Consider the following 7,103-nt stretch of genomic DNA (forward strand, 5'->3'; position numbering starts at 1 on the left):
CGCCCCCGCCTGGGGCCAAGGCTAGGCAACGGCCACCGGGCCTGTCGAGGACCGGCCGTTCCGGGCCCGGGCCGTAGGCATCCGCGGTGGCCGGCGCTAGGGTGGGCACCGTCGGCAGGAAGGACAGCGCGATGGGCAGGACCATGCAGGCCATGACGTACTCCCGCTACGGCGGGCCCGAAGTCCTGGAGGCCTCCGAAGTGCCGGTGCCGAAGGTGCCGCCCGGATCCGTGCTGATCCGGGTGCAGGCCGCGGGCGTGAATCCGGTGGACTGGAAGATCATGGCAGGAAAGCTGGATGCGCTGATGGACGTGCATTTCCCGGTGATCCCCGGCTGGGATGTGGCCGGGGTGGTTGAGGCCGTCGGCTTCGACGTCCCCGAGTTCTCCCCCGGTGACGAGGTCTATGCCTACGGGCGGCGCGACTCGGTGCGCGGCGGCACCTTCGCAGACCTGACCTCCCTGCCGGTGTCCATGATCGCCCGCAAGCCGGAGTCCCTGGGCTGGGAGCAGGCCGCCGGGCTGCCGCTGACCACGATGACCGCCCAGCGGACGCTGGATATCCTCGACGTGCGCAGCGGCGCCACGCTGCTGATCCACAACGGCTCCGGCGGCGTGGGCCGGGCCGCCGTGCAGCTGGCGGCTGCCCGCGGCGCCCGCGTCATTGCCACGGCCTCGGAACGGCACCATGCGCGGCTGCGCGAGCTGGGGGCCGAGCCGGTGCAGTACGGCGAGGGCCTGGCCTCCCGGGTCCGCGACCTGGCTCCGGAAGGGGTCGACGCCGCCGCCGACTTCATCGGTGGGGCGCTCGAGGACTCACTGGCGCTGCTGCGCGGAGGCGGGCGGCACGCCTCGATCGTGGATCCGGCCGTGCGGGAACGGGGCGGCAGCTACGTCTGGGTCCGCCCGGACGGGCGGGAACTGGAGCGGCTGGGCGCCCTGGTCGACGCCGGCCGGCTGACCGTCGACGTCGAGCGCGCCTATCCGCTGGAAGAGACTGCCGAGGCCTTCCGCGCCAGTATGGCCGGGCACACCGGCGGAAAGATCGTCCTCACCCCCTTCACCCGCTAGCCCGCCCCACCCCGCCGCCTTCGCCGGAGCCGGCCAATAGATGCGCGAGGTTCCGGCGGCGGATGGGCTGGAAAACGAGCCCAAATAATCCTTGACCTGTTATACGGCTCACACCTAACCTCTTTTTGGGATCCCAAATTGGGATCCCAAAGACCTCAGGGGCAGCGCCGCCCCGCAAACTTCCCAAGTGAACCAGCGTCCCGTCCACAAGACCTCCCCGGACGCGCTTCCAACGGCCGGCACCGCCCGGCCAGACATCACCAGGCCTTCAGGAGGACCTGTGTCCCTTCAGCAAGATTCATCCCGTCTCGAGAGCACCACCGGGCAGGCGACCCGCCGGACCAACGTCCGCTGGAAGCTGTTCATCCTGCTGCTCGTCCTCGTCGCCGTCAACTACATCGACCGCGGCTCCATCTCCGTCGCCCTGCCCCTGATCCAGCAGGAATTCAACCTTCCCCCGGAACTGGTCGGCCTGCTGCTGTCGGCGTTCTTCTGGACCTACGCCCTGATGCAGATCCCGGTCGGCTGGCTGATCGACCGCTTCGGCCCGCGCAAGGTGGTCACCGCCTCGTGCGTCGGCTGGGGTGCGGCCACGGCGGCGTCCGGCCTGGCCGGCGGCTTTGTGTCCATGTTCCTGGCCCGCATGGGCATCGGCGTCACCGAGGCCGGCGTCATGCCCGCCGGCGGCAAGCTCAACGCCATCTGGATGCATTCGAAGGAACGCGGCCGCGGCGCGACCATCCTGGACGCGGGCGCCCCGCTCGGAGCCGGGGTCGGCGGCGTCGTCATCGCCTGGCTGATTGCCGTCACCGGCAGCTGGCGCTGGTCGTTCATCATCGCCGGCGCGGCCACCGTGGCGCTGGGCCTGGTCGTCTACTGGTATGTGCGCGACAACCCGCGCCAGCACCCGGGCACCAATGCCGCCGAGGTCGAATACATCGAAGCCTCGCACCGTGCGGAGGACGAGGCCGCGGGCGTGGAAGGCGGCGGACGCCGTGCGCTGCTGCCCTACCTGAAATACCGCTCCTTCTGGGCCATGTGCCTGGGCTGGCTCGGCTTCAACGGCGTCTTCTACGGCCTGCTCACCTGGGGCCCGCTCTACCTCTCCGAGGCCAAGGGCTTCGACCTGAAGACCATCGGCTGGTCCACCTTCGTGATCTTCGGCGCCGGCTTCGTCGGCGAAATCATCGGCGGCGCCCTGGCGGACAAGCTGCGCGCCATGGGCCACGGAGCCAACAAGGTCATGCGCTCGCTGCTGGGCTTCTCGGCCGTCATGGTCGCCCTGGGCCTGGTGGGCGTCACCGTCATCCCGGACGCCATGACGGCGGTGGCGCTGCTGTCCACCGTGCTGTTCTTCCTGCGCTGGGTCGGCCTGTTCTGGTCCGTCCCGTCCATCCTCGGCGGCCGCACGAACGCCGGCGTCCTCGGCGGTGCCATGAACTTCAGCGGCAACATCGCCGGCTTCGTGACCCCGATCGTCGTCGGCCTGATCGTCGGCGCCACCGGGTCCTACACCTGGGCCCTGCTGTACTTCGTCGGCTCGGCCATCATCATGGGCGTTTCGGTCCTGACCTTGGACTACAGTAAGCGCCTGGCGGTCTGACCCCGGCGGGAGGCGCCGGCCCGGCGCCTCCCGCACCCCGCACCTCTCCAGCAACCAACAGGAGCCCACATGCCAACGACAGCACAGGAAACCCAGCCGGGACGCCCGCTGCGCGAAGAGGTCCGGGACGCGCTGCGCAACCGCATCTTCGAGGGCCACTACGCCCCGGGCACCCGGCTGATCGAACGGGACCTGGCCAACGAGTTCAACGTCTCGCGGCTGCCCGTGCGGGAAGCGCTGCGCATGCTCCGGCAGGAAGGGCTCGTCACCGAGCGGGCCACCCGCGGCTCCGTGGTGGCGGCACTGAGCGAGAAGGACGTGCGCGACCTGTTCGACGTGCGAGAGTCCCTCGAGGTACTCGCCTGCCGGCTCGCCGCGGAACGGGCCACTCCCGCCGACCTGCGCCGGCTTGCGGGCCTGCTCGACGAGGCGAGCGCGGCCCTGGCCCGCGGGGCGCTGCGGGAGGCCCAGCGCGCCAACAGCGAATTCCACGACACTGTCGGGCAGATTGCCGACAACGACTTCCTGCGCAGCGCCCTGGAACCGCTGCAGGGCCGGATGCACTGGCTGTTCCGGCACGCCACCGACCTGCCGGAACTGATCCAGGAGCACCGCGAGCTGTTCGAGGCCATCGCCAGCGGCGACCCGGACCGCGCCGCCGCCCGGTCCGCCCAGCACATTTCCAAGTACCGGAGCCAATTCCCGGCCACCGGCACCGCACCTTCCCAAGGAACTCCATGAAACTTCTGGTCATCAACCCGAACATCAGCGACGAGGTCACCGCGCTGATCGAAGCCGAGGCCCGGCGCTCCGCCGCCCCCGGCACCGAACTGCTCATCCGCACCGCCGGCCGCGGCGTCGAATACATCGAAACCCGCCTCGAATCCCTGATCGCCGCCGGGGCCGTCGCCGAGATCATCGCCGAGCACCACGGCGAGGTGGACGGCATCGTGGTCGCCGCCTTCGGGGACCCGGGCCTGCCGGCCCTGAAGGAGCTCGCGGACGTGCCCGTGCTGGGCATCACCGAGGCCGCGCTCTGCGCCGCCGCCCTGCAGGGCCGGCAGTTCTCCATCATCGCGATTTCCGACCGGATCACCGCCTGGTACCGCGACTGCGTGGAGCACTTCGGCTTCAGCTCCCGGCTGGCCTCGATCCGCTCGATCAACCAGGCGCTGCGCGGCATTGGCACGGTCCAGCAGGACTTCAAGGCGACGCTGCTGGAGCTGGCCCGCACCGCCGTCGACCAGGACGGGGCCGACGCCGTCATCCTCGCCGGCGCCCCGCTGGCCGGCCTGGCCCGCGAGCTGAAGGACCAGATCCCCGTGCCGGTAGTGGACGGCATCGGCGCCGGCATCCGGCTGGCCGAGGCCGTCGTCGGGCTCGACGGCGGCAGCCACCGGGTCGGCTCCTTCGCCGCCCCGCCGGCCAAGCGCCGCGCGGGCCTCTCCCCCGCGCTTGAAGGCTGCCTGGACGGGCTTCAGGACGCCGCGCACCGCACCGGCCCGGCCGCACTCGCCGCCGGAGGTGCCCGGTGACCGCCCCGGCAGACCTGGTCATCGCCCACGGCACGGTAGCCAACGCCGACGGCCGGCGCAGGGCGCACGTGGTGGTCGACGGCGGACGCATCACGGCGCTGCTTGACGCGGCCGAACCGGTGCCGCCCGCCCGCCAGGTCATCGACGCCGCCGGCCTGCTGGTCATCCCGGGCGGTGTGGACGGACATTGCCACGTCGCCCAGACCACCGGCCCGTACACCACCTTGGACGACTACGCGCTCACCTCCACCGCCGCGCTCTGGGGCGGCACCACCACCATCATGGACTTCGGCATCCCCCGGGATGCCTCCGAAACCCCGCTGCAGGCCGCCCGGCACAAGCTGGAACTGGCCCGGCAGGCCCGCTGCGACGTTGCCCTGCACGCCTCGGTGATCGACTGGGACGAGACGGTCCCGGCGCAGCTGCAGGAACTGGCGGACCTGGGCATCCGCTCGGTCAAGCTGTACATGACCAACCGGGGCACGACCATGGCCGACAACGACACGGTGCTGCAGGTGATGCGCCAGATGGCAGCCCTGGACGGACTGACCTGGATCCACGCCGAGCACGATGCGATCATCGCCGACTGCACGGCCGAGCACGCCGGGCGCGGGCAGACCGGCATCGAGCACCTGCACCTGACCCGCCCGGAACTGGCCGAGGAAGCCTCGGTGCGCGAAGTGCTGGCCATGGCCGAATACACCGGCGCCCCGGTCTACTTCGTCCACCAGTCCACGCCCGGCGCCGTCGACCTGGTCACCGAGGCGCGCGTGAACGGGCTGGCCGCCTACTCCGAGACCTGTCCGCACTACGTGGCGCTGGATGACACCGTCTACTCCGGGCCCGTCCCCGAGTGGTTCGCCTGCTGCCCGCCGATGCGCAGCGCGGAGACCGCCGCTGCCCTGCGCGAGCGGCTGCTCGGCGGCGCGGTGCACGCGGTGGCCTCGGACCATTCCTGCTACGACCTGACGCAGAAGCGCCTGCATACCGAGGACATCCGGCAGATGCCGCACGGACTTCCCGGCGTCGAAACCCGGCTGCCGGTGGCATTCACCGAAATGGTGGGGCCGGACCTGGCCGGGATCGAACGGCTCGTGGAGGTCTTCGCCGCCGGACCAGCCCGGATCAACGCCCTGCCGGGCAAGGGCGCGGTGGCCGAGGGCTGCGACGCGGACCTCGTCATCCTCGACCCGGCCGAGGAGCGGACTGTCGACGGCGCCGGGCTGCACATGGGCACCGACTTCTCGCCCTTCCACGGGCGCAGCCTGCGCGGCTGGCCGCAGATGGTGGTGGCCGGCGGCCGGGTGGTGCTCGACGACGGCGGCTTCCACGACCCGGGACCGGCCGGCCGGTTCCTCGAACAGGCAGGATTCGGCGAAGCCCTGGCCTGGCCCGGCCAGGGAGGATCCCGGCAGGCGGCCGGCGCGGCGACAGGACAGGACGGAGAGTAACGATGGTCCACGACAGCATCCAGGTTCCCGGACCAGTCAACCCCGGGCGCCCGCGCCGGATCGGGATGATCGTCCCGTCCTCGAACACCTGCCTGGAGCCGCAGAGCTACCGGATCCTCGGGGACCGCGAGGACGTGACCATGCACTTCACCCGCATCCCGGTGACGCGGATCGCCCTCGACGCCGGCTCCGACCAGCAGTTCGACGTCGCCGGCATGCAGGCGGCCGCCGAGCTGCTGGCCACCGCCGATGTGGACGTGATCGCCTGGAACGGCACCTCCGGCTCCTGGCTGGGCCCGGACCATGACCGGGCCATCACTGCGGCGATCACCTCGGCCACCGGAGTGCCGTCGACCACCTCCACGCTGGCCTACCTGCAGGCCTTCGAGGAGTTCGGCACCCGGCGGATCGGGCTGCTCACCCCCTACACCCAGGACGTCAACCAGGCCGTAGCCGCCTGCTATGCCGCCGAAGGGATCTGCGTGGCCGGTGAGCGCCACTGGGGGTTGAGCGAGAACGAAGCGTTCGCCCGGGTCAGGCCCGAGGACCTGCTGCCGGCGTCCCGCGAACTGGCTGCCGCCCGGCCGGACGCGCTGGTCTACCTGTGCACCAACCTCTACGGTGCCCCCGCCGTCGAGCGCCTGGAGGCGGACACCGGCGTGCCGGTGCTGGACTCCGTAGCGGTCACGCTCTGGCATTGCCTGAAGCTGGCCGGCGCACCGCTGCTCGATGCGCGGTGGGGAAAGCTGCTCTCTTGACTTAGAGAGCTACTTGGGAAAAGACGCGGGTCCGGGAGCCACAAGCTCCCGGACCCGCGCTGCACTGTTTCCGGCCCTTCCGCTACCACAGCCGGTCGACAATAATCGGACCGTCGATGTTGCCGGCAGGAAGAGACGTGATCATGCCCACCCAGCTCAACCCGTACCTCAGCTTCCGTGACAACGCCAAGCAGGCCATGCAGTTCTACCAGTCGGTCTTCGGCGGGGAACTGACCAGCAGCACCTTTGGCGAATTCAATGCCAGCACCGATGCCGCCGAGCGGGACAAGATCATGCACTCCATGCTGCAGACGGACAACGGAATGGTGCTCATGGCCTCCGATACCCCCAGCGGCATGGAGTACAGCCCCGGCAGCAGCATCTCGATCTCCCTCAGCGGGGACGACGAGACCGAGCTGCGCCGATACTGGGACAAGCTCTCGGCCGACGGCACCGTCACGATGCCGCTGGAAAAGGCCCCGTGGGGCGACACCTTCGGCATGTGCACGGACAAGTTCGGCGTCACCTGGCTGGTAAACATCGGGGGCACCCAGGCGTAGTCCGCCGGAACGACGGCGGTTGCCGCCCGGCGGCCACCGCCGTCGCTCCCGCTCCCCCCAGCCGCCGCACACCGACCTTTCCGGGCAAGAGACAGGACTCCCATGGCCATCACGGACTTCGAACGC

Annotated in this window: 7 protein-coding genes; all 7 read left to right on the forward strand. The window is 70.5% G+C overall.

Going from position 1 to position 7,103, the window contains the following annotated elements; translation table 11 throughout:
* Window positions 1-143: 143 nt before the first annotated feature.
* The gene (locus tag HGG74_RS18385) at window positions 144-1,070 is read left to right on the forward strand and encodes an NADP-dependent oxidoreductase (RefSeq protein WP_168488757.1); all 927 of its coding nucleotides are present in this window, start codon (window positions 144-146) and stop codon (window positions 1,068-1,070) included.
* 280 nt (window positions 1,071-1,350) lie between these two features.
* A complete protein-coding gene (locus tag HGG74_RS18390; protein ID WP_312856896.1) occupies window positions 1,351-2,673 on the forward strand; it encodes an MFS transporter in 1,323 nt (440 codons plus the stop codon).
* A gap of 69 nt (window positions 2,674-2,742) precedes the next feature.
* Window positions 2,743-3,414, forward strand: coding sequence for a GntR family transcriptional regulator (locus HGG74_RS18395; RefSeq protein WP_168488738.1), 672 nt, complete (start codon window positions 2,743-2,745; stop codon window positions 3,412-3,414).
* A complete protein-coding gene (locus HGG74_RS18400) occupies window positions 3,411-4,208 on the forward strand; it encodes an aspartate/glutamate racemase family protein (protein ID WP_168488740.1) in 798 nt (265 codons plus the stop codon). Before HGG74_RS18395 ends, HGG74_RS18400 begins: the two co-directional genes overlap by 4 nt.
* The gene (locus HGG74_RS18405; protein WP_168488742.1) at window positions 4,205-5,659 is read left to right on the forward strand and encodes an amidohydrolase family protein; all 1,455 of its coding nucleotides are present in this window, start codon (window positions 4,205-4,207) and stop codon (window positions 5,657-5,659) included. The genes HGG74_RS18400 and HGG74_RS18405 overlap by 4 nt, the downstream gene beginning before the upstream one ends.
* A 2-nt stretch (window positions 5,660-5,661) precedes the next feature.
* The gene (locus HGG74_RS18410) at window positions 5,662-6,417 is read left to right on the forward strand and encodes a maleate cis-trans isomerase family protein (RefSeq protein ID WP_246263036.1); all 756 of its coding nucleotides are present in this window, start codon (window positions 5,662-5,664) and stop codon (window positions 6,415-6,417) included.
* A gap of 143 nt (window positions 6,418-6,560) precedes the next feature.
* Window positions 6,561-6,977: a VOC family protein gene (locus HGG74_RS18415; RefSeq protein WP_168488762.1), complete on the forward strand. Its 417-nt coding sequence runs from the start codon at window positions 6,561-6,563 to the stop codon at window positions 6,975-6,977.
* Window positions 6,978-7,103 lie beyond the last annotated feature (126 nt).

Source organism: Arthrobacter mobilis (assembly GCF_012395835.1).
GTDB classification, from domain to species: domain Bacteria; phylum Actinomycetota; class Actinomycetes; order Actinomycetales; family Micrococcaceae; genus Crystallibacter; species Crystallibacter mobilis.